The organism is Pseudomonas sp. GW821-FHT09A09, assembly GCF_059418405.1.
The window spans coordinates 22,165-41,353 of record NZ_JBWKPU010000049.1; the positions used below are offsets into that span (position 1 = coordinate 22,165).

The following is a 19,189-nucleotide window of genomic DNA, read 5'->3' on the forward strand; positions in this document are numbered from 1 at the left end:
GTGTGTCAGGTAGATCGCGGCGCGGGGCAAGCCCGCTCACTACAGCACGCATAAAAAAACGCGCCATTCGGCGCGTATTTTTTGGACGGATAACTCAGGTGTCTTGCTTGTTTTCCAGCACTTCACCGGTCTTGGCGTCGAGCTTCACGTCCCACTTCACGTTGCTGGTGTCGCGCATTTCGACTTCGTAGACCAGGCGGCCAGCCTTGTCTTCCAGTTCGGTGTCGGTGATGGTCGCGCCAGCATGTTTGGCCAGGGCGGCGGCGTTGAGCTTCTCGAAGGGCATCACGGCGCCAGACTTGAGCAGGCTTGGAATCTGGTCCGGGCGCACGTCGGCTTGTGCCAGGCCGGCAGTCAGGGTCAGGGCGGTGGCGGCGAACAGGGCGGTCAGGGTTTTCATGGTGTGTTTCCTTCTTCGGTGAGCTGTTTAAGTGGGCTCAGGTTATCCAGCGCAACTTAATTCACCCTTAATTGATTCAAGCAGTTGCGCAGTTTGTTCAATCCACCGTTCGTGCTGGCTTTCATGCTGGGGGCTCACTTGAAGGGAGACTCGGATGAAAACGTGTGTGAGCTGGATCTATGCGCCACTGTTCCTGCTGGGGTTTATCGGCCTGGGCCTCTATTGGCCCGGCTGGCTGGTGCTGATATTCGTGGCGGCGGTGGCCGTGTCATTTCTGGCCGAGCAATGGCTGCCCTATGAACCGCAGTGGAACCGCGGCCTGGGGGACCGTCGGCGAGACACGTTGCACGCGCTGGTCAACGAAAGCCTGAACGCCCTGGGCCTGTTGATTCTGCCGGGGCTGACGGCGCTGCTGGCCTTCGACGGGATCTGGCCGCGTGGCTGGGCGCTGTGGGAGCAACTGCTGCTGGCGATTGTGTTGGCCGACGCCGGCATCACCTTGATGCATTACGCCAGTCACCGCATCGCCGCACTCTGGCGATTGCACGCGGTGCATCACAGCGTGGAACGGCTCTATGGCTTCAACGGCTTGATGAAGCATCCCTTGCACCAGATGCTCGAAGCAACCGCTGGCCTGCTGCCGTTGATCCTGATGGGCATTCCGCTGGCGGTGGCGCAGTTGTTGGCCCTGGCCATCGCCCTTCAACTGTTGTTGCAGCATTCCAACGTGGACATGCGCCTGGGGCCGTTGCGCTGGGTGTTTGCCTGGGCGCCGGTGCATCGCTTCCACCACATGAAATATGGCCGGGCCGGTGATGTGAATTTCGGCCTGTTTTTCAACCTGTGGGATTGGCTGCTGGGCACGGCGTTTTATCGCGAAGGCTATCGCATGGGGCCAGGTGACCTGGGCATCGGCAGCCGGCCGGACTTTCCGGTGGCGTATGGCGCGCAATTGCGTGACCCGTTTATGACGGTGCGGACGGGCAAGGAGCCTGCGTTGCCGGAGGCGTTAAATTAAAAGACGCACCTGCAACTGGCGCAATGAAGCGCCAGCGGTGACGCCGAACAGCTGCTTCATGGTGCGCGAGAAGTGGGCCGAGTCGGCAAAGCCTGCACCGTGGGCGGCCTCGGTGAGGCTGCTGCCCGCCAATGCCAAGTGCAGGGCTACGCGCAAACGGCGCCACAGTACCAGGCGCCGTACTGGCAACCCTAATTGATGGGTGAACAGGCGTTCCAGCTGGCTCAGTGACAGGTGTGCGGCTTCGGCCAGCACCTGGGCGCTGACCTTGCCAGTCAGATGCTGATCGAGGGTTTGCAGGGCACGCGTCAGGCGCGGGTCGTCGAGCGGTTGCCGGGGGAGCTGGCGCAGGTGGGTGTCGAGTGTTTCCAGCGATGGCTCGGTGAGTTCCAGCAATGACTGCAGGGGCTCGATCGCAAAAGCGACGGGTTCGGCGTACAGCACCAGCACTTCATCGTCGGCCTGGAGAATGGCGTGGGATTGGCGCGAAGGAATCAGCAGGCGATGGGCCGTTATCACACGGCCATCAAGGCTGACCGTGAACGGCCGCCCAGGGCAAAACATCAATTGATGAGCGTAGTGCGCATGGGGCGCGGTGCGCCCCAGCTGGCCGAGGATCAGGCCGTAGTCATGCCCCAGCCACAGGCGGCCTGACCATTCGGGCTTCACTCAGTAGCCATTGTCCTTGAGCAGGTCCTGCACGCTCGACGACGGCCAGCGCTTGTAGAACTTCAGCAGTTCGGCGGCGCGGTTGGTGAAGATGCCGTCCACGCCGGCCTTCATGACTTTTTCGAAGTCCACCGGCTCGTCCACGGTGTACACGTGCACCAGCAGGCCCTTGTCGTGGGTCAGTTGGTTCATTTCAGGCTTCACCAGGTCGGTGTAGCTCTGGTCGCCATGGTTGGTCAGCTCGGCCGAGGGGCCGGTGCCGATCGCGCCGAGGCTCTTGGCCTCGTCTACCCATTTTTCGAACTCGGCGGCGTCTTTCGGCTCCTGCTTGGCGTAGTAGGCGGCCTTGGTTGCTTCGCCGGACTCGGCAAACGTTTGGGTGGATTTAGGCTCGATGCTGCCTGCGCCGACCCACAACAGCAGGATTTTCGGGGTGTTGGGCATTTCTTTCTGCAGCTCTTTCAAGCTGTCTTTTTCAAACGTTTGCAGCACCACGCGGCCCTTGCCCTGGCCGACGCCGGTGTTGCTCTTGCCCAGCTTGGACCCGGCGGAACTCAACCAGCCCTTGTCCAGCAGCTTGTTTTTCAGGTCGGCCTCGATGCCCGGGAATTGCTTGGGCTCTTTGGTCTCGATGTACAGGCCGGGTTTGTGCTGCGGGTTGCCTTCGGCGATCTTGATGATTTCGTCCAGGCTCTGGATCTTCAGGCCGACGAACGCCGGGCGGGCGCGGTCCGGGTAGGCGGCGTTGAACCAGCTGCCAGCGTCCAGGGTGCGCAATTCGGCCCAGGTGAACTCGTTGGCGGGGGCGTCCTTGCGGTCCGGGAATTTGGTGGCCACGTCGGTGGTGCGCTGCAGGTTGTTGTCGTGCAGGGCAAACAGCACGCCGTCCTTGCTGCGCTGCAGGTCCATTTCCAGGTAGTCGGCGCCCAGGTCGCGTGCGACCTTATAAGCAGCGGCGGTGGACTCGGGGGCGTCGTAGGAAGCGCCACGGTGGGCAATAACGGCAGGGTACGGAATGCCTTCGTTTGTCGCCAGTTCAGCCGGGCTGATAGGGGCTTCAGCCTGTGCCTGGCCGAGGCCGAGCATCAGCGCGAGCAGCAAGGCGCTCTTGGTAAACGTGACAGGCATATGCGAAGTCCTTTCGTGGAGGTAACTTTGAGAAGGCGTCCTTTTTAACAATTGATTGCGAAAGGCGCTATCACCAAACCGACATTAACGTGCGCAGGCTCCATTTTTCTTGGTTTTTTTGTGCGTCGTTGCAGTAGGATTGGCCGAAGCCGCCCCGTTAGAGGGCGGTCATTCCTGCCACGCGTGTAAACCATCTTTCCAGTCCCAGTGGGACTTTTCAGTGAGGTTTACCATGCGCATCACGTCCGAACTCATCTGCCAGGCCGCCGACCAACTCCACGGTTTTGTCGGCCTTAACCGCAAGACCGGCCACTACATTGTGCGTTTCAGCGAAGATTCCTTCGGCATGGACGTGGCCGATGACGGCATCATCCCCACCGCCGAATTTGTCTGGCTACCGGCCGCCGATCACGCCATGACCTTGTCCCGCGAGCGCATTCAACTGCTGCTGGACCAGAACATCGACGACCGCATCAACATCACCGAGCCGTTGCGGGTGTACATGCGGCGGGTGGAGATCCCGCAGATCAGTGCGCTGCGAAGTTTGGTGAGCTAGAGCGATATTTTCTCAAGGTACCTAAAACTCAAACTGTGGGAGCAGGCAAGCCAGCTCCCACATTTCAGCTTGCGTTGAAGCTGTAGACGCGTTCGACTTTGCACACGCGGGTTTGAAACGCCGAGTACCAGGTGGCGCGGCCTTTTTCGCGTACCGCCTGGTGCTCGGCCTGTTGTTTCCACGCCAGGATCGCCGCCTCGCTGTTCCAGTACGACACTGTGATCCCCAAACCATCCTCCCGCGCCGACTCCACCCCAAGAAACCCCGGTTGTTCGCGGGCCAGCTCCAGCATGCGCGCCGCCGCCTGGCCGTAGCCGTTATCGCCCTCGGTGCGCAGCGAGCTGAAAATCACTGCGTAGTAGGGCGGGGCCGGTGTGTGGGCGATCATGCCGATACCGCCTGGCAGGCCTTGAGCAGTGCAATCGCCAGGGGCGGTGTAATGCCCTTGAGCACGGCGCGTTCGGGCTGGAACAGCGTGGCGACGAAAAACGGGTGGTCCAGCAGTTCCACGGCGCGCAGGTCGCCGGCCGAGTCGTGCCCGCTGGGAATCAGGTCGCCTTCCAGTAGCGCGGCGGTGAATTCGGGGTTCATGCCATAACGGCAGCGGTAGCCTTCCTGAAGGTCGAGCGTGCCGTAGGCTTCGGCGATGCGCGTGTAGGGCGCCAGGCGCACAGCGTCGGTCGCCTCCACCAGCGCGCAGGTCAACGGCACGATCACCGCGCGTTTGGCATCGGGGGATAATTCGCCATGTTCGGCGTCCGCCCAGCCCAGTGCGTTGCGGGCGTATTCCAGCACCGCATGTTGAAAACCGCCGCAGGTGCCGAGGAAAGGGCGCTTCTGTTCGCGGGCAAAACGGATGGCGCGCAAGGCGCCGTCGGTGTCGCGATACGGGCTGGCGGGCACGCACCAGAAACAGTCGAAACCGTGCAAGGGTGCAGTGGGCGTCAGTGTGTCGGTGTCCAGCCACTGGACATGAACGGTCACGCCCAGTGCTTCTGCGGCCTGCTTCAGCGCCAGGGGGATGGCCTGGTGCGCGGTGATGCTGGGGTCGTTGTCGCCGATCAAGGCGATGTGCAGGGTGGTGGCTTTCATCAGGTACGTCCCATGGCTTGTTGTGTCCTGGGGCGCACTATAGATTGGCGTTCATGCAATCAAAATTGGCGTTTGCCCACATGCTCAATGCAGCCACGCACTATCAAATCGACTATCCCGACTTATCCTTGATCCTTGCCCTGGTGCGCGGCGGCACCCTGGCGCGGGCGGCGGCGTTGTTGCGGGTGGACGTGTCCACGGTGTTCCGCGCGGTGCGGCGGTTGGAGGCTTCGCTGGGCCAGACGCTGTTTGAAAAAAGTCGCGCCGGCTACCTGCCCACGAGCCTGGCCAGCAGCCTTGCACAGCAGGCCGAGCGGGCGGAGCAAGCGTTGGAGGCGGCGCGCATTGGCGTCGAACAGGGCGGTGAAGTGATCAGCGGCACGGTGCGCCTGACCTGTACCGACTCAGTGCTGCAGGGTTTGCTGCTGCCGGCGTTGGCGCAGTTCATGCCTGAGTACCCGGCGCTCACGCTGGAACTGAGTACTTCCAACGATTTTGCCAACCTCAGCCGGCGCGACGCGGATATCGCCTTGCGCCTGACCAAGACCCCGCCCGAGCATCTGGTGGGGCGGTGCCTGGGCACTGTGACCTACCAGGTGTGCGCCAGCCCGGCGTTTGCGCAGCAACATGCGGGCCGGGAATTGGCGGAACTGGCCTGGATCGCACCGGATGAGTTCCTGCCTGATCACCCTACGGTGGTTTGGCGCCGCGAACACTTGCCCGGTGTGCGCCCCAGTTATCGCTGCAACAGCATGTTGTCGGTGGCCGAGCTGGTGCGCGGCGGTATGGGGGTGGCGGCGTTGCCGGACTTTTTATTGGGGGATGACCTGCAACCGCATGGCCCGGTATTGACTGGGCATGACACGGCGCTGTGGTTGCTCACGCGACCCGATTGCCGGGCGCTGCGTTCGGTGGTGACGTTGTTTGATGAGCTGGCCCGGCACGTACGCGGTTCATTGTAGGAGCCGGCTTGCCGGCGATAGCGGTGTGCCAGGTAATCATTGAACGGCTGACCCATCGCAATCGCCGGCAAGCCGGCTCCTACAGGGGATTGCGGTGTGCTCAGGGTTTGCGCACAAACTGCTCATGCATCTCGCAGGTCAGGGCCTCGATGCGTTCGGTCAGTTGCTTGGTCATTTCCGTCAGGCGGGTGTTCTGTTCCAGCAGTTCCAGCAACTGCTTGGTGGTCTGCGCGGCCTGGGCCTGGCGTTCGGTATTGGCGATGGCCAGGGCTTCGCGGTGTTGCGCGTCGGCGTCGGATTGGGCCTTGTCGCGGGCGGCCTGGCGGGTCTGGGCCAGCAGGATCAGCGGCGCGGCATAGGCCGATTGCAGGCTGAACGCCAGGTTGAGCAGGATGAACGGGTACACGTCAAAGTGCGTGATGCCGGTCATGTTCAGCACCACCCAGAGCACCACGATGGCGGTTTGCGCGCCAAGGAAGGTGGGGGTGCCAAAGAAGCGTGCGAAGGCTTCGGCCTTGAGCGCGAAGGTGTCGTTGCCGAAGGTGGGCGCCAGGTGGGCGTGGCCTCGGTGGAAACGCAGGTGGTCGACGGGGGCGGTGTCTGGCTTGTCGGGGGTCATGGCGGGCTCGAATCCTTAGCGTAAAGACAGTTCGCACTATAGACCGGGCCCCCGGGCCAGACACATGAAGATCGGGTCAGTTGCTGCCCCGCTCGTTGGCAAACGCGCTCACCGCCTGCACGGCCTCGCTGGTGCCTTCACGGATTTGCAGGATCACCGTGCCGGCGCGGTTGGCCAACTCCACGCCTTGTGCCGCGCGGTCGCGGGTGCCGTCCATGCTGTCGATGGCTTGGCGGGTTTCATCCTGGATCATCGCGATCATGCTGGAAATTTCCGCCGTCGACCCGCTGGTGCGCGCCGCCAGTTGCCGCACCTCATCGGCCACCACCGCAAAGCCACGGCCTTGTTCGCCGGCGCGGGCGGCTTCGATGGCGGCATTGAGGGCCAGCAGGTTGGTCTGGTCGGCAATGCCACGGATGGTATTGACGATGGCGGTGATCTGCTGCGAACGCTCGCCCAGTTTGGCGATCAGCTGCGAGGAACCGTCGATGTCGGCAGCAATGTCGCGCATGCCGCTGGCGGTTTGCTGGATCACGTCAGCGCCTTTTTCGGCGATGTCCCGAGTGTTGAGTGAGATGTGATAGGCCTGGGCCGCGCTTTGGGCGTCGGCAGCATGTTGTTGCACGCGGGCCGTCACGTCGGAGGCGAACTTCACCACTTTGCACAGGCGCCCGCTGGCGTCGTAAACCGGGTTGTAGTTGGCTTCCAGCCATACGGTCTGGCCGTGTTTATCGACGCGTTCGAACTGGCCGTTGAACAGCTCGCCCTGGTTCAAGCGCTTCCAGAACTCGGCGTAGGCTGCGCTGTTGGCCAGTTCCGGCTTGCAGAACAGACGGTGATGCTGGCCCTGGATCTGCGCCAGGCTGTAGCCCATGCGCTGAAGGAAATTCGCGTTGGCCGTGAGGATGGTGCCGTCGAGGTTGAACTCGATCACCGCCATGGCCCGGTCGATGGCACCCAGCTTGGCGTTGGCCTCACTTTCGGCCTGCAAGCGCGGGGTGACGTCCATGGCGTACTTCACCACTTTGATTACTTGGCCTGCGTCGTCGCGTACCGGGTTGTAGCTGGCTTCCAGCCACACCGACTGACCGTTGCCGGCCACCCGTTCAAAGGTGCCGGACTGGAACTGGCCGTTACGCAGTTGCGTCCACAGCTGGTTGTACTCGGCGCTGCGGGCAAAGGCGGGCGTGCAGAACATCCGATGGGGCTGGCCCAGGATCTGCTCGGCGCGGTAGCCCAGGGTCTTGAGGAAGTTGTCGTTGGCCCGCAACACGTTGCCGTGCAGGTCGAATTCGATGACCGCCATGGAGCGCTCGATGGCCTCCAGCAGGCTGGTTTGCTGGGCGTTGGCTTGTTGCAGGGTACTGATGGTTTTCTTGTGGGCGTTGAATAGCATATTCGAGGGCTCGGACAACCACGCGACTGAGGTATCCATGACGATCGCCTGCCCCCGTACGGCCCTTGGCCTTACGGTTGACGTGCTCATTGCCAGCTTCCTTGTGCTGACAGAGGGGGTGGAACAACGGGGTGAGAGTCGTGCGAGCTGTCAGAAGTTCTGCCCCGGAGCGGGGCTTTCAGCAGAAGGCGACCAATGGCGGCATTATGCTATCGCCACGGGCGCGAGTCGGATAATTCAGACGAGATGTTGTAGGACGACTCAGGCCGAGTGGGCGACCGCGTAGTCGCTGACATTCACCCGGTTGCGGCCGGTGTCCTTGGCGGCGTAGAGCGCACGGTCTGCGGCATTGAGCCACTCGGCGGCATCGCTGAAGAAGGGCTGGAAGTCCGCCAGGCCGATGCTCAGGCTCACGCGCAGCTCGGGAATCTGCGGGTTGCTGTAATTGCCGAATGTTTCGCGCATGTGTTCCATCACCCGCGCGGCTTCTTCGAGGGGCATTTGCGGAAGAATCACACAGAACTCGTCGCCACCGTAACGTCCGGCTAGGTCGTTTTCACGCAGGTGCAGGCGCAATTCCTGGCTCAGTTGTTTCAGCACCGCATCGCCGACGATATGCCCGTGGGTGTCGTTGATCTGCTTGAAGTGGTCGATGTCGATCAGGGCGATGGTGGCCTGGCCTTGTTGCTGCTGGCACTTGTGGAACTTGAGATTGAGCAGGTCTTTCCACGAGCCATGGTTGAGCAGGCCGGTGAGGCTGTCGATGCGGCTCAGGGCACTGAGGGCACGCTTGTGTTCCGACAGTTTGATCGCCAACTGGTAGCAGACCATGCCGATCGCCATCGGATAGAGCGTCAGCATCGGCAGGCAGGTGTAGACCTGGGTCAGGCTGACGTTGGGGTTGAACTTGAACCCGAACAGCGCGCAGGCCACGGCCATCCCGGCGCCCTGTGCCAGCAGCCCACGCAGGAACAGGCGCTTGCCGCCGGCTGCAACGTTGTTCATGGTCATCATCGACAGGATGGTCACGGCCGTCAGGGGCGTGAACTGCGTGGCGGCGGTCCAGAAACCACCGAACAACGAGTCATAGAGCAGGTTGCGTTGTTCAGCCTGGTAGGGAAATTCCGAGCGGGCTGCCACCTGGTACGCCACGTGGGCCCAGACATAGCCGTTGAACAGCAGGAACGCCCACACCCAGCCCGGCACCGCCAGGGGATATAAAGCACCGATGACACTGATGCAGCCGATACCCAGGCCGATGATCCTTGGCTTGTAGATACGCCTGGCAAATGAAAGCCCTTTGCCTCGTCTGTTTTCCATAGTGTCCTGGGTCAGCTCTTTTTTGCAGGTACGACAGCGTGCGTCAGCGGGTAGAACCGTTGATCGGATAATAGGTGTGAATATTGTCAGTTATTCGCGAGGGAATAATCAGTGTCCTTCCAGGCCATTTGCGCTGCGCGGTGGGCGAATACGCAAAAAACGACCTGGAATGTCGTTCCTGCAACAGGATTTACAGCGGGGAGGGCGTGCGCACTTCATAGCCGGCCAGGAACAGGTCGATCGCCGATTCAATCACACTGGCCTGGCCTGCTGCGTCGAGGGGCGGCTGGCCGAGGGTGATCTGTGGCCAGAACGCGAACGCCTTGAGCAGGCTTTGAATCTGGTGGGCGGCAAAGGCCGGGTCGGTGCAGTTGAGGCGGCCATCTTGCTGTGCGGCCCGCACCCATTGGGTAAAGCCTTCCTCGCGCTTGCTTAGGCGGGTGACCATGTCTTGTGCGCGTTCCGGCGAATGGATGGTGGCGGCAATCGCAACACGGGCCAGGTCGAGGAAGTTGGCGTCCGCCATCATCTGCATCTTCGCTTGCAGTAAGCCGCGCAGTTGGTCGCGCAGGGGGCGTTCGCTGGTGTAGCTGACGTCCAGCTGGGCGACGCTGCTGGCCCAGAGTTGATGAAGAATTTCGGCGAACAGCTCTTCCTTGCTGGGGAAGTGGTTGTAAACCGTGCGCTTGGAAACGCCGGCCGTTGCGGCAATCTTGTCCATGCTGGTGACCTCGAACCCGTTCGCCCGAAACTCGGCGATGGCAGCGGCCACGATGGCTTCGCGTTTACGGTCGGTGAGGCGTAGGGGGGCAGTCATGGATAACATTCGGCTCTGAGAGGAAATTACACTCGGTAGTTTACTTGCTCCGGCTTTTGTTGCAATCTAGAAACTACACTGTGCAGTGTAACTCATGCGCACAGCGTAATTTGTGAGCGGACCCCAGGAGTCACTCTGCAATGGCTACGATTTCATCCCGTCTCGACCCTTCGCCCGCCGCGCTCAAACCCGCCGAGCAGGACCAAGGGCATTTCACCAACGATGCCCCCGTGCAGCATGGCGGCTTTGGCAAGACGTTGCGTATTTTCTGGAACATGCTGTTCAACAAGCCGCGCACCACCCGGCCTGTGGGCAACATTCCGGTACAACCGCTGACGCGTGAGCAACTGCTGGCGGCCCCGGATCACAGCGTGTTTCGCCTTGGGCATTCCACCGTGCTGCTGAAAATGCGCGGCAAATTCTGGGTGACCGACCCGGTATTTGCCGAACGTGCCTCGCCCTTCAGCTGGGCTGGCCCCAAGCGTTTTCACCAGCCGCCCATCAGTCTTGAAGAATTGCCGGCACTGGAGGCGGTGATCCTTTCCCACAACCACTACGACCATCTTGACCGCAAGGCCGTGATTCAATTGGCCGACAAGACCCGTTACTTTCTGGCGCCCCTGGGTGTGGGCGACACCTTGGTCAAATGGGGCGTCGATGCGAGCAAGGTTCGGCAGTTGGATTGGTGGCAGGGCACCGAGGTGGATGGCATTCGTTTTGTTGCCACGCCTGCGCAGCATTTTTCCGGGCGTGGCCTGTTCGATGGCAACCAGACCTTGTGGTGCTCCTGGGTGATGATCGACGGTGCGCGGTGGATCTTCTTCAGTGGCGATACCGGTTATTTCGACGGTTTCAAACGCATCGGCGAGCAGTACGGGCCGTTTGATCTGACGCTGATGGAAACAGGTGCTTACAACGTCGACTGGCCCCATGTGCACATGCAGCCGGAGCAGACCCTGCAAGCGCATATCGACCTCAAGGGCCGTTGGTTGCTGCCGATTCACAACGGCACGTTCGACCTGGCGTTTCACGCCTGGCATGAACCCTTCGACCGAATCATGGCGCTGGCGTGGGAGCGCAACGTGTCGATCACCACGCCGGCAATGGGCCAGGCGTTCAGCTTGAACCAACCCGAACGTGGCCGGGCATGGTGGCTGGAGGTGGAAAATCAGGGTGTGGAAGAGCGTGTAGCAGGCTGATCACGGCGCTCCAGGAAAAAAGGCAATTTCAAGGTGTTTCAGGCCTACGACAAGCGCCGGAAGAGGGTGCGATGATCCCCGGAAAGTCATTTTCCGGGGGCAGGTTCTGATGAATGAAGAATGTAAGAAATATTGGCGAGTGGGTCTGGCTTGCCGACCGGGGCAACCCCTGTCATCGACGATGGAGCACTCGTTAACGACTCCGGGCGCGCACGGGCTTTCAGGCGAAAGTGTTAGCCCAACTGCCATCGCCTTTGGTGTGCAAGCCAAGGGCTGCGTGCCCATTCCCGGGTATGACGCACCAGCGCTTCCTCTCAAACCTCCCCGTGACCCTTCGTTATCACTGATCGCCCTGAGTGGCGTCGACCCTTCCGGGCCGGTGATGGTGGAAGTACCTCTGGTGCAGAACAACACGACCTTTACGCCCTCACAGACCCTGGCAGACAGGCGTTTGGGATTTGCCGACCGCTGGGTGCGTGGTCATGAATATGAGCCGATCCAACACAGTGCCGCGTTCCTGAACGCGCTGGGCATCTTGCGTCGCGCTGGGGCGCAACTGGTGGCCGTGCCCGCCCAGCGGCCCGACGAAACCTTGCGCGTTACCCAACAGACTTACAACGAAATCGATGCCCATGTGAGCGAATATCGCTTGGACGCACTTGTGTCCGATAGCCACAACGCTGCGTTTCTTACGGCCTGTTGGAACGGGTATCCGCGTGTTGGGGAGCCACTGGGTGAGGGGCAGACGTTGTGGTTCTACGGGACGCGCTGGTCCGGGGATGCGTTGGTGGCGGTAATGCAGACGTATCGCAGGGTTTGTTGTCTGTCAGACGTTTAGGGATAGCACACACACCGCAGTGAACATTCCCACGCATTGGACTATTCGCGTCTTGCAGCCGGGAAGGAGGAGCCTTTTTAGACTGGCACCCGGACCCACAGGGGCCCTTCGTTGTTTCTTACCCTTCCCGAGAGGTGCTTCATGTTTGGCATTAGTCCTGTTGTTGTCGGTGCATTTGTTCACCTCGCTGCTCTTTCAAAACGCCCCCTTACGCTTGCGGCGCCTCCCAAACCCGTGCCGCCTGGAACCGAGTACGCCAGTGTGAGTGAATTGCGCGAGCAAATGAGCAAGCCTGGCGCAATGACCTCGGTTGATCTGGTCTACCACCTGCAGGAACGTATTCGCCAGCAAAACCCCGAATTGAATGCCGTCATTGAGCTCAACCCCCACGCGCTGGAAGACGCGCGCAGGCTGGACCGTGAGCGTGCCGAGGGCAAGGTCCGCGGGCCTCTGCACGGCATCCCCGTCTTGATCAAAGACAACGTCGAGACAGAAACCATGCAAACCAGCGCAGGGGCTTTTGGCCTGGTGGGGGAGGCAGCCGGCAAGAATGCACCGCTCGTCCAGTATTTGCTTGACCAGGGCGCGGTGATCATCGGTAAAACCAACCTGACTGAGCTGGCCGGTTTTCGCGGTGGTGCCGATGGCTGGAGCAGTCGTGGCGGGCAAACCCGTAACCCGCACCACCGGGATGCCGATGTTGGCGGGTCCAGTTCCGGATCGGCCGCAGCGGTTGCCGCCGGCCTGGCGCCCCTTGCGCTGGGGACAGAGACCAACGGTTCGATCATCGTGCCCGCGGCGCTCAATGGCGTGGTGGGGCTCAAGCCCAGCGTCGGCTTGCTGGACCGCAACGGCATTATCCCCGCCAGCCGTCATCAGGACGTGCCGGGGCCTATGGCGCGCTCGGTGTTTGATGTCGCGTTGATGCTCAATGCAATGTCAGGTCGTGACCCCAAGGATCCGGCCAGCGTTGGCGCCCCCGAACGTATCGACTACACCAAGGCGCTCGTTCCGGGAGCCTTGATCGGCAAACGCATTGGTTATCCCGCCCATTTTATCGTGGCGGGCAAACTGGAACCGGTGGCTGACCGTGCACAGTTCACCCAGACCCTGAAGGTGCTCAAGGACGCGGGTGCGATCCTCGTGCCGGTAAATGTGCGAATAGCCGACGCTTCTGGGTACGGGGATTTGCTGTTCTCGGATGCGAAAGAAGAGATGAATACGTATTTGAGGCAGCGCTCCGGTTTGCCGGTCAAGTCGCTGACTGAACTGATCAAGTTCAACGACGAACGCGACGGGACAGAAACCGATCATCAGCCGACGCTGCGGCGGGTTGATGACTCGACCCTGACGCCTGAAGAGCGTGCGGCGAAATGGAGCGTATTGATCAAGGATTTTCGCGATATGGTGGATCAGCCGATCGAACAGGAAAACCTGGATGCCATGGTGGCCGATTTCGAAACCGGTACTTACTTTGGCGTAGCCGCAGCAGGTTACCCGGGCATTGCTGTGCCCTCCGGCACCGATGAGGACGGACTGCCGACCAGCGCATACTTCTTCGGTACCCGCTGGTCTGAACCTGCGTTGCTGGCCGTGGCCCATGGCTATGAGCAGGCGGCCAAGACTTCTGTCAAACCGATGCGCCGGGCGTTGCAGCAGCAGGCTTGAGAATGACGCCGGCTACGCACCATTCGGTTGAGGGTTTTGGGGATCAAAGGCCGCTGTTGAGCCCATCAGCCGAGAAATGATGCCCTGGGCAGCAGGCTCGGTTGGCGTGCTGTCGAACCGGCGTGCACTCATTCCCCACCCCGGCGCAAACCCGGGAAAGAACACCAACCCTTCAGCCTCCAGGCGAAACGCCATGGCCAGGCGGGCGTCATCGTCCACATCACCCTGGCTTTCAAACTGTTGAACTGCACTCACCGGCACATCGGCCTGGCGGGCCAGGTCTTCACGGCTCCAACCCAGCATCGCGCGGGCCTGCACGCTGTGCTTGGCGGTGAATTGGTGCAGGACAATCTGTTGTTCTACAAAAGAGCTCATTGCCAGAGAGGACATGGGGGTTCTCCAGGAGTGGTCGGGGAGGACAAACTATACTGTGTTTTTGTACAGTTGTTTTGACCGCTCATCAACTGGATTCTTAAAACCCCACTATTCCAGCCCCGGCGCTTCCCGGATGATCAGGTGATCCAGGTTCTCGATATTGGCGCTGAACACACCAAACGTCTGCTCGGGGTTTTTCTTGCTGGGCACTTGCTTGAGCTCAGGTGTCACGCCGTAGAAAAAGCAGTAAAGCGCCCGCTCGCTGTCCACCGCCGCCTTGATCTGCTCCAGGAAGGCCGTGCGCTTGCGGTAGTTCTCGATGAGTTTTTTGCTCAGGTAGACATTCACCGAATAGGGCTTTTTGTCGAGCCACACCTTTTTTTCGAAGTCGATGCGAAAGCTGCTGGTGTAGTCCTTGATCGCCTTGATCTTGCCCCAGTAGATCAGCCCTTTGTTGTCCTGCAGGTATTCGATCTTCTTGAAAAACGTCCAGTAGGTGGCGGTGTGGTCGCCGATCTTCAACGGCATGGACTTGAGCTTGTCCTTGTCGTCGATATTCGACACGTAGCATTCCACCGGGTGGGCGAACACGCTGGTCTTGTCGGGCGTGGTGTCGTTGGAGTGATGAGAAGTAGATGCGCGACTTGAAGGTGCTTTTGTCGGCTCATGTGGGACGCTGCCTTCGGTGCCGGTCAGCGGTGCCTTGCGCTCGTACTGACGCCGAGTGAGCACAAATTCCGACGGGAAATTGTCCTCGCGTTCGTCATCTCCTTCACCCGTCGCCGTCTTGTGGCTGCTGGCGTAGCGGCAGCCGTCGATATGCCGGGTGCTGGTCTTGTTCTTGAAGTGGGGTGTGCGCTGGTAATTGACGTTCTTGGCGTTGAACGTGCTCAGCGCATTGTCGGTGTCGAAGGCCGCGCGGCATTCGTCGTTGGGGCACAGGAAGCGGTCCTTGTCGGAATCGAAAGCGGCGGTTTCGTCGAAATTCAGGTCTCGCACGTCATAGATCGACAGCTTGTCGTCGAGAGTCAGGCTGTAGGCCGTGTCGAATTTCATGGGGCTCGGGTCCGTGAGATGAATAGCCGGATACTACGCACATATCAGCCATTTCGGAGATCAAATTGTAGGAGCCGGCTTGCCGGCGATGCAGGCAACTCGGTCTTTCAGTTACACCGCGGCGATGCTATCGCCGGCAAGCCAGCTCCTACATTAGATGTGGTTCGCAGCTACCCGCCGCCCGGCCAGAAAGCACAACGTCCCACCCACTGCTGTGAGTCCGCCCAGCGCATAGAACATCGCCGTTGGCGCCGCATGGATCAACAGATACCCACAAATCACCGGGCTCAGCGCCCCGCCAAACGCCGCCAGGTTTTGCGCGCCGTAATAACTGCCGCGCAGCGACTCGGGGGCGAGGGTGTCGATGAACAGGAATTCTGAAGGGAAGATGATCATCTCGCCCAGGGTGAACACGAACATCGCCACACACCACGAGAGCAGGCTGTCGGCCTGGCTGAAACCGATCAGCCCAGCGATGAACAGCGCCGTGCCCAGCAAGATCCAGTAGCGCAACTGCTCACGCTTGAGGAACCGGCCGATCTGGTATTGCAGCAGCATCACCGTAATGGCGTTGCAGGCGAGGATGGCGGACAGGATTTTCAGTGCATCGTCCGGGTTGTGAATCACCAACAGAAACTGCGACAGGTACAGGGTGTAGCGGCCGTACACGATGGTGCTCAACAGGCTGCCACTGGTGAACAGGACCAGGCTGCGGTCGTTGCGCAGGGTTCTGAGGGTGGTGAGAAAGCTCAACGGTTTGGTGCTTTCATCACGCTGGGTCGGCGGAATGCCGATCATCAGGAACACGCTGACAAACGCGATGGCGCTGGACAGCATGAACGGCAGCAGCGGCATCTGCCCGGCAATCACCACGCCCACCATGGGGCCGGTGGCGTAACCGATGTTGGTGAGGGTGTAGCGCAGGGAAAACACCTTGGCGCGTTGGTCGACCGGCAGGTTCTCGCTGATGATCGCCTTGGAGCCAATCAGGAACAGGGCAGACGCCGACTCGGTGATCACGAGCGTCAAGGTGGTGAGGTAGAGGTTGGTGGCAAAGGTCAGTAACAGAAAACCGATGGAGCTGGAGAGCATTGCCAGGATCAGCAGCTTGCGTTTTTCCATGCGATCGATGACGTAGCCGCCATACAGGCCCATCAAGGTAGCGGTGAACACCGCGATGCCCATCAGTAAACCGATGTCTTGCTGGTTAAGGCCCAGACGGTTGCTCAGCAGCAGGGTCATCAGCGGGCTGGTCATGGCTCGGCTGATCACGATGGTCAGCGAGCAGATCATCAGGCGACGAATTACCAGGGAGTAGGTGGCCACGGTGGGGGCGAGCGTCCTTATTCAAGCAATTGCACAATTCCCCTGTAGGAGCCGGCTTGCCGGCGATGGCGCCATCTGAATCGATGCAGGTCTCAGGGGCCTCATCGCCGGCAAGCCGGCTCCTACGGGGTTTTGGGTTATTGGCCGGAGTTGATGGTGATTTTTTCTACCGCACCTTGCTCCAGATCCCACTTCTTCAGGATCTTGCCGTAGGTGCCGTCATCGATCATGCCCTGCAACGCCTCGCTGATCGCAGTGACAAGCTCAGTGTTGCTCTTCTCGATCCCCAGCCCGGTAAACTGCTTGGAAAGCGCCAGGCCCACCGGCTTGTATTTACCCTTGTCCAACGACATCAGGTACGGAATGGTTTCGCTGCCCTGCATCGCCGCATCCAGGCGGTTCTGCTGCAACTGTGCCCGCGCGTCCGCCGAGCCTTCGGTGCCGATCACCACGATGGCCGGCTTACCGGCGGCTTCGCAGTTTTCCTTGCTCCACGCGGCAATTTCCGACGGCCAGGTGGTGCGACGGCTGGTGCCGACTTTTTTACCGCACAGGTCAGTCAATTCCTTGAGGTCTTCACGCTTGGCCAGGGTGTAGAGCTGCGGGCCGCTGGTGAAGTAGTCGATGAAGGTCACCGCCTTTTGGCGCTCGGCGGTGTCGCTCATGCCCGACAACACGATGTCCACGCGCTTGGTGGTCAGGCCGCTGAGCATCTGCTCGAAGCCGGTTTCCTGCCACTTGATCTTCACACCCAGGCGCTCAGCCAGGGCGTTGCCCAGGTCGAAGTCCAGGCCGGTGAGTTGGTTGGTCGCGGTGTCCTTGAAATCCATCGGCGGGTAGTTCGGCACGATGGCCGCGCTGATCTCACCCTTGTCCTTGATTGCCGCCGGCAATGCCGCGAAAACAGCGGAGGAGGCCATCAGGCCTGCGAGCAACGTTGGGATAAACAATTTTTTCATGGGGGCGTTCTCGTTTGTTTTTTAGTTAAGTGCGAACGGCAGAAATAAAGCTTTGGGTACGCGGGTTTTGTGGGCTTATTAGAATTTCTTCGGGGCTGCCGGCTTCCACAATCTGGCCGGCATCCATGAACACCATGCGGTTGGATACTTCACGGGCAAAGCCCAATTCATGGGTCACCACGATCATGGTCATGCCCGTGGTAGCCAAATCACGCATCACCGACAGCACTTCGCCTACAAGCTCCGGGTCGAGGGCTGACGTGGGTTCGTCAAACAGCATCAACTTGGGGCGCATCGCCAATGCACGGGCAATCGCTACACGTTGTTGCTGGCCGCCCGACAGCTCGACCGGGTAGGCATTGCGCTTGTCCGCCAGGCCGACGCGGGCCAGCAATTCCAGCGCATCTTCAGTGGCTTCCTTGGGCGAGCGCTTGAGCACCTGGCACGGGCCTTCGATGATGTTCTGCAGCACGGTCATGTGCGGGAACAAATTGAAACGCTGGAACACCATGCCGGTGGCCAGGCGCTGGCGGGCAATCTGTGACTCATTCATCTCGTGCAGCTTGTTGCCGACGACGCGGTAACCCACCAGTTCGCCGTCGACCCACAGGCCGCCCTTGTCGATCTTTTCCAACTGGTTGACGCAGCGCAGCAGGGTGCTTTTACCGGAGCCCGACGGGCCGATGATGCACATCACTTCGCCTTGCTCGACCTCGATATTGATGTCGCGCAGCGCGTGATACTGGTCGTAATACTTGTTCAGGTTGACGGCCTTGACGATGCTTCTCATGGGGCAAATCTCCTCAACCCAGACTTACGAACGCTTGCCGGCGCCGCGGGCAAAACGACGCTCAAGGCGGCTCTGACCAAATGAAAGAACAGTCACCACCGCCAGGTACCAGATGCCGGCCACGATCAGCAGCTCCATGACCCGTGCGTTGGCGTAGTAGATGTTTTGTGCGTTGTGCAGCAGCTCCGAGTACTGGATCACGCTGGCCAGGCTGGTCATTTTCACCATGCTGATGAACTCGTTGCCTACGGGCGGAATGATCACGCGCATCGCCTGGGGCAGAATCACCCGACGCAGCGCTTGCAGGCTCGGCATGCCGATGGACTTGGCGGCTTCGTACTGGCCGGTGTCTACGGAGAGCAGGCCGGCGCGCACCACCTCGGCGGTGTACGCGCCCTGGTTGATACTCAGGCCCAGCAGGGCGGCCACGAACGGCGTCATCAGGTCGACGGTGTCGATGCTGAACAGGCCGGGAATCGCGATCACCGGGAAGATCAACGCCAGGTTGAACCACAGCAGCAGTTGCAGGATCAGCGGCGTGCCGCGAAACAGCCAGGTGTAGGTGATGGCCACGTAGCGCAGGATCGGGTTGGCCGACATGCGCATGATCGCCGTGATCACGCCGATCACCACGCCCAGCGCCATGGCCAGGATCGACATGACGATGGTGTTCACCAGGCCCCAGAGGATGGCCTCGGACGTGAGGAACTGACCGATGTAGGACCATTCGATCTGGCCGTTGGCGAATGCCCGCAACAGTGCGGCCAATACGATCACGATCAACGTGGCGAAAAACATCCGCCCGTAATAGCGACGCGGAACGTGTTCGTACTGCGTGATATCGAACTGGTTCTCGGACAACTTGCGCTCGGCTTCCAAGCGCTCTGCCGGGGTTTGGTTCATGGTGATTCTCCGAAACAACGATCAATCTAAAGACATGCGCCCCTCTGTAGGAGCCCGGCTTGCCGGCGATGGTGGCCTCGAAACCGGCGCAAACCTTG

General features: G+C 60.6%; 21 protein-coding genes and 1 pseudogene. 6 read left to right on the forward strand and 16 right to left on the reverse strand.

Features of this window, described 5'->3' with window-relative positions; genetic code table 11:
- Window positions 1-94 precede the first annotated feature (94 nt).
- Entirely contained in the window at window positions 95-400 is a 306-nt protein-coding gene (locus tag AC07OV_RS28050) for a PepSY domain-containing protein (protein WP_176997989.1), read from the reverse strand.
- A gap of 154 nt (window positions 401-554) precedes the next feature.
- Between AC07OV_RS28050 and AC07OV_RS28055 the strand changes: the two genes are divergently transcribed.
- The gene (locus AC07OV_RS28055; RefSeq protein ID WP_495093415.1) at window positions 555-1,418 is read left to right on the forward strand and encodes a sterol desaturase family protein; all 864 of its coding nucleotides are present in this window, start codon (window positions 555-557) and stop codon (window positions 1,416-1,418) included.
- Here AC07OV_RS28055 and AC07OV_RS28060 read toward each other — a convergent pair.
- Together AC07OV_RS28060 and AC07OV_RS28065 are read right to left on the reverse strand one after the other, a co-directional pair.
- Complete coding sequence (locus AC07OV_RS28060) at window positions 1,410-2,087, reverse strand: helix-turn-helix domain-containing protein (protein ID WP_495093416.1); 678 nt, start codon at window positions 2,085-2,087, stop codon at window positions 1,410-1,412. The two genes, AC07OV_RS28055 and AC07OV_RS28060, sit on opposite strands and share 9 nt — an antisense overlap.
- A complete protein-coding gene (locus tag AC07OV_RS28065; RefSeq protein WP_176997986.1) occupies window positions 2,088-3,215 on the reverse strand; it encodes a glycerophosphodiester phosphodiesterase in 1,128 nt (375 codons plus the stop codon).
- 232 nt (window positions 3,216-3,447) lie between these two features.
- Between AC07OV_RS28065 and AC07OV_RS28070 the strand changes: the two genes are divergently transcribed.
- The gene (locus AC07OV_RS28070) at window positions 3,448-3,771 is read left to right on the forward strand and encodes a DUF2025 family protein (RefSeq protein WP_495093417.1); all 324 of its coding nucleotides are present in this window, start codon (window positions 3,448-3,450) and stop codon (window positions 3,769-3,771) included.
- Window positions 3,772-3,835: 64 nt separating this feature from the next.
- Here the strand turns inward: AC07OV_RS28070 and AC07OV_RS28075 are convergent, their stop codons facing one another.
- Both AC07OV_RS28075 and AC07OV_RS28080 read right to left on the reverse strand, forming a co-directional pair.
- Window positions 3,836-4,159 carry an antibiotic biosynthesis monooxygenase family protein gene (locus AC07OV_RS28075; protein ID WP_495093418.1) on the reverse strand — a complete coding sequence of 108 codons (324 nt, stop codon included), beginning with the start codon at window positions 4,157-4,159 and terminating at the stop codon, window positions 3,836-3,838.
- Window positions 4,156-4,863: a CTP synthase C-terminal region-related (seleno)protein gene (locus AC07OV_RS28080; RefSeq protein WP_495093419.1), complete on the reverse strand. Its 708-nt coding sequence runs from the start codon at window positions 4,861-4,863 to the stop codon at window positions 4,156-4,158. Before AC07OV_RS28080 ends, AC07OV_RS28075 begins: the two co-directional genes overlap by 4 nt.
- Window positions 4,864-4,943: 80 nt before the next feature.
- Here AC07OV_RS28080 and AC07OV_RS28085 point away from each other — a divergent pair, with 80 nt between their 5' ends.
- Window positions 4,944-5,825 (forward strand): LysR family transcriptional regulator, encoded by an 882-nt coding sequence (locus AC07OV_RS28085; protein ID WP_495093427.1) that lies wholly within the window; start codon window positions 4,944-4,946, stop codon window positions 5,823-5,825.
- Window positions 5,826-5,925: 100 nt separating this feature from the next.
- Here the strand turns inward: AC07OV_RS28085 and AC07OV_RS28090 are convergent, their stop codons facing one another.
- The 5 genes and pseudogenes from AC07OV_RS28090 to AC07OV_RS28110 form a co-directional block, all read right to left on the reverse strand.
- Window positions 5,926-6,444: a DUF1003 domain-containing protein gene (locus AC07OV_RS28090; protein ID WP_495093420.1), complete on the reverse strand. Its 519-nt coding sequence runs from the start codon at window positions 6,442-6,444 to the stop codon at window positions 5,926-5,928.
- A 76-nt stretch (window positions 6,445-6,520) separates the two neighbouring features.
- Window positions 6,521-6,955, reverse strand: coding sequence for a methyl-accepting chemotaxis protein (locus AC07OV_RS28095; RefSeq protein ID WP_372339949.1), 435 nt, complete (start codon window positions 6,953-6,955; stop codon window positions 6,521-6,523).
- A 114-nt stretch (window positions 6,956-7,069) separates the two neighbouring features.
- Window positions 7,070-7,930: pseudogene (locus AC07OV_RS28100) on the reverse strand (PAS domain-containing protein); the annotation flags it as partial.
- A 171-nt stretch (window positions 7,931-8,101) separates the two neighbouring features.
- Window positions 8,102-9,160 carry a diguanylate cyclase gene (locus tag AC07OV_RS28105; RefSeq protein WP_495093421.1) on the reverse strand — a complete coding sequence of 353 codons (1,059 nt, stop codon included), beginning with the start codon at window positions 9,158-9,160 and terminating at the stop codon, window positions 8,102-8,104.
- A gap of 190 nt (window positions 9,161-9,350) precedes the next feature.
- Window positions 9,351-9,977 (reverse strand): TetR/AcrR family transcriptional regulator, encoded by a 627-nt coding sequence (locus AC07OV_RS28110; RefSeq protein ID WP_494998288.1) that lies wholly within the window; start codon window positions 9,975-9,977, stop codon window positions 9,351-9,353.
- Window positions 9,978-10,117: 140 nt separating this feature from the next.
- Between AC07OV_RS28110 and AC07OV_RS28115 the strand changes: the two genes are divergently transcribed.
- The 3 genes from AC07OV_RS28115 to AC07OV_RS28125 all read left to right on the forward strand — a co-directional run bounded on the left by AC07OV_RS28115 (window position 10,118) and on the right by AC07OV_RS28125 (window position 13,682).
- A complete protein-coding gene (locus AC07OV_RS28115) occupies window positions 10,118-11,176 on the forward strand; it encodes an MBL fold metallo-hydrolase (RefSeq protein ID WP_495093422.1) in 1,059 nt (352 codons plus the stop codon).
- 109 nt (window positions 11,177-11,285) lie between these two features.
- The gene (locus tag AC07OV_RS28120; RefSeq protein ID WP_176997978.1) at window positions 11,286-12,014 is read left to right on the forward strand and encodes a hypothetical protein; all 729 of its coding nucleotides are present in this window, start codon (window positions 11,286-11,288) and stop codon (window positions 12,012-12,014) included.
- A gap of 141 nt (window positions 12,015-12,155) precedes the next feature.
- Window positions 12,156-13,682 (forward strand): amidase family protein, encoded by a 1,527-nt coding sequence (locus tag AC07OV_RS28125; RefSeq protein ID WP_495093423.1) that lies wholly within the window; start codon window positions 12,156-12,158, stop codon window positions 13,680-13,682.
- A 12-nt stretch (window positions 13,683-13,694) separates the two neighbouring features.
- On the opposite strand, the gene AC07OV_RS28130 is transcribed toward AC07OV_RS28125, so the two are convergent.
- The 6 genes from AC07OV_RS28130 to AC07OV_RS28155 all read right to left on the reverse strand — a co-directional run bounded on the left by AC07OV_RS28130 (window position 13,695) and on the right by AC07OV_RS28155 (window position 19,091).
- Complete coding sequence (locus tag AC07OV_RS28130) at window positions 13,695-14,072, reverse strand: helix-turn-helix domain-containing protein (RefSeq protein ID WP_495093424.1); 378 nt, start codon at window positions 14,070-14,072, stop codon at window positions 13,695-13,697.
- A 93-nt stretch (window positions 14,073-14,165) separates the two neighbouring features.
- Window positions 14,166-15,113, reverse strand: a complete 948-nt coding sequence (locus AC07OV_RS28135) for a hypothetical protein (RefSeq protein ID WP_495093425.1) — start codon at window positions 15,111-15,113, stop codon at window positions 14,166-14,168.
- A gap of 153 nt (window positions 15,114-15,266) precedes the next feature.
- Complete coding sequence (locus AC07OV_RS28140) at window positions 15,267-16,439, reverse strand: MFS transporter (RefSeq protein WP_494998283.1); 1,173 nt, start codon at window positions 16,437-16,439, stop codon at window positions 15,267-15,269.
- A gap of 137 nt (window positions 16,440-16,576) precedes the next feature.
- On the reverse strand, window positions 16,577-17,398 hold the full coding sequence (locus AC07OV_RS28145; protein ID WP_176997973.1) for an ABC transporter substrate-binding protein: 822 nt from the start codon (window positions 17,396-17,398) through the stop codon (window positions 16,577-16,579).
- Between the two features lie 25 nt (window positions 17,399-17,423).
- Window positions 17,424-18,188 carry an amino acid ABC transporter ATP-binding protein gene (locus AC07OV_RS28150; RefSeq protein WP_016974699.1) on the reverse strand — a complete coding sequence of 255 codons (765 nt, stop codon included), beginning with the start codon at window positions 18,186-18,188 and terminating at the stop codon, window positions 17,424-17,426.
- Between the two features lie 24 nt (window positions 18,189-18,212).
- On the reverse strand, window positions 18,213-19,091 hold the full coding sequence (locus AC07OV_RS28155) for an amino acid ABC transporter permease (RefSeq protein WP_016974698.1): 879 nt from the start codon (window positions 19,089-19,091) through the stop codon (window positions 18,213-18,215).
- Between the last annotated feature and the right edge of the window lie 98 nt (window positions 19,092-19,189).

Coding starts and splice junctions, on each gene's coding strand:
- AC07OV_RS28085 (WP_495093427.1), top strand. CDS start 4,944: ATGCTCAATGCAGCCACGCACTATCAAATCGACTATCCCGACTTATCC.
- AC07OV_RS28155 (WP_016974698.1), bottom strand. CDS start 19,091: ATGAACCAAACCCCGGCAGAGCGCTTGGAAGCCGAGCGCAAGTTGTCC.
- AC07OV_RS28125 (WP_495093423.1), top strand. CDS start 12,156: ATGTTTGGCATTAGTCCTGTTGTTGTCGGTGCATTTGTTCACCTCGCT.
- AC07OV_RS28095 (WP_372339949.1), bottom strand. CDS start 6,955: ATGCGCGACATTGCTGCCGACATCGACGGTTCCTCGCAGCTGATCGCC.
- AC07OV_RS28070 (WP_495093417.1), top strand. CDS start 3,448: ATGCGCATCACGTCCGAACTCATCTGCCAGGCCGCCGACCAACTCCAC.
- AC07OV_RS28120 (WP_176997978.1), top strand. CDS start 11,286: ATGAATGAAGAATGTAAGAAATATTGGCGAGTGGGTCTGGCTTGCCGA.
- AC07OV_RS28105 (WP_495093421.1), bottom strand. CDS start 9,160: ATGGAAAACAGACGAGGCAAAGGGCTTTCATTTGCCAGGCGTATCTAC.
- AC07OV_RS28145 (WP_176997973.1), bottom strand. CDS start 17,398: ATGAAAAAATTGTTTATCCCAACGTTGCTCGCAGGCCTGATGGCCTCC.
- AC07OV_RS28115 (WP_495093422.1), top strand. CDS start 10,118: ATGGCTACGATTTCATCCCGTCTCGACCCTTCGCCCGCCGCGCTCAAA.
- AC07OV_RS28055 (WP_495093415.1), top strand. CDS start 555: ATGAAAACGTGTGTGAGCTGGATCTATGCGCCACTGTTCCTGCTGGGG.
- AC07OV_RS28080 (WP_495093419.1), bottom strand. CDS start 4,863: ATGAAAGCCACCACCCTGCACATCGCCTTGATCGGCGACAACGACCCC.
- AC07OV_RS28090 (WP_495093420.1), bottom strand. CDS start 6,444: ATGACCCCCGACAAGCCAGACACCGCCCCCGTCGACCACCTGCGTTTC.
- AC07OV_RS28065 (WP_176997986.1), bottom strand. CDS start 3,215: ATGCCTGTCACGTTTACCAAGAGCGCCTTGCTGCTCGCGCTGATGCTC.
- AC07OV_RS28075 (WP_495093418.1), bottom strand. CDS start 4,159: ATGATCGCCCACACACCGGCCCCGCCCTACTACGCAGTGATTTTCAGC.
- AC07OV_RS28110 (WP_494998288.1), bottom strand. CDS start 9,977: ATGACTGCCCCCCTACGCCTCACCGACCGTAAACGCGAAGCCATCGTG.
- AC07OV_RS28050 (WP_176997989.1), bottom strand. CDS start 400: ATGAAAACCCTGACCGCCCTGTTCGCCGCCACCGCCCTGACCCTGACT.
- AC07OV_RS28135 (WP_495093425.1), bottom strand. CDS start 15,113: ATGAAATTCGACACGGCCTACAGCCTGACTCTCGACGACAAGCTGTCG.
- AC07OV_RS28130 (WP_495093424.1), bottom strand. CDS start 14,072: ATGTCCTCTCTGGCAATGAGCTCTTTTGTAGAACAACAGATTGTCCTG.
- AC07OV_RS28150 (WP_016974699.1), bottom strand. CDS start 18,188: ATGAGAAGCATCGTCAAGGCCGTCAACCTGAACAAGTATTACGACCAG.